Genomic DNA, 1,215 nt, shown 5'->3' with positions numbered 1-1,215 from the left:
CAATCCTCGGCCAGGGCGGCATCGCGCAGGGCCATGGGCATTTCGGGCGGCGGGGCCGCCGGTGCCGCGCCCGGGGCGGCGGGCGGCAGCGATCCGGTGCCGTGCACCCAGAAGGAGTTGACCGGGCCCAGGCCCTGCGCCGCACGCGCGTCGTTGAAGGCATGGGTGTAGAGCAGCATCTGCATCTCGCTTTGCAGGCGGTGCAGCAGGCGGGCCTTTAGCGCATCGGGCATCCAGGCGCGCACGTCGCGCTGGATCACGCGGTCCAGCGAGGCGGTGGCGAGCCCTTCGAACACGGCGCCGCGCGCCAGCCAGCGCGTGGGCTGCTCATAGGCGAGCACGATGCCGTCCTCGGCGAACCAGGGCGCCACGATGTCCAGCAGCGCGCGCGATGCGGCCTCGTCCAGGCGCAGCGCGGCCGGATCGCCGACGGTGACGTGCTCGGTGGTCACGCGCCATTCGCAGGGCGTGACGAAGGCCCAGGCCGTGCCGCCATCGCCATCGGCGCCAGTGACGCCGGTCTGGCGCTGGTGCCAGGCGGCCCATGGCGCCTGGCGGCGGGTGGCTGGCAAACCCAGGTGGCGGGCCAGGGCGCGCTCGTGGGGGGGGGATGAAATCGGTCTCGTCTCCGGGGTCGGTGGCGGGGGCCGGCAGGCGGGCGAGCAGCCGGTCGAGGTGGGGCAGGGCGAGGTCCTGCAAGGCCTGCTGGCATCCGTCCGAGGGGCTGGCCGCGAACGGAATGAGCAAATGGGGGGTGTCCGACATGGGCGTATTGTCCGGGATGCCACAATCGGCGCCGCCCGGTGGCCGACATTTCCAGAGCGGCGGCGGGCCTTCCATCACACCCATGCAAATTCCCTACGAGCTGGCCCTGGGCTGGCGCTACACCCGGGCCGGGCGCGCCACGCGGCGCAACGGCTTCATCTCGTTCATCTCGGGCGTCTCCATGCTGGGCATCGCGCTCGGCGTAGCGGCGCTCATCATCGTGCTCAGCGTGATGAACGGCTTTCAGAAAGAGGTGCGCGACCGCATGCTGAGCGTGGTCTCGCACATCGAGATCTTCGCCCCCCCACGGCGCGGCGCTGCCGGACATGCCGCGCACGCTGGCCCAGGCGCGGGCCAACCCCGAGGTCGTGGGCGCGGCGCCGTTCGTGTCCGCGCAGGCGCTGCTGGCGCGCGGCGAGGACATGAAGGGCACGCTGGTGCGCGGCATCG

The 1,215-nt window shown here is 72.5% G+C and carries 2 pseudogenes; one reads left to right on the top strand and one right to left on the bottom strand.

Features of this window, described 5'->3' with window-relative positions:
• A pseudogene (locus tag AC27IO_RS24455) lies at positions 1–765 on the bottom strand (phosphoglycerate mutase); the annotation flags it as partial.
• A gap of 82 nt (positions 766–847) precedes the next feature.
• Here AC27IO_RS24455 and AC27IO_RS24450 point away from each other — a divergent pair.
• Positions 848–1,215: pseudogene (locus AC27IO_RS24450) on the top strand (ABC transporter permease); the annotation flags it as partial.

Source organism: Acidovorax sp. KNOB132, from assembly GCF_057541515.1.
This window is presented reverse-complemented; position numbering and strand designations above follow the sequence as displayed.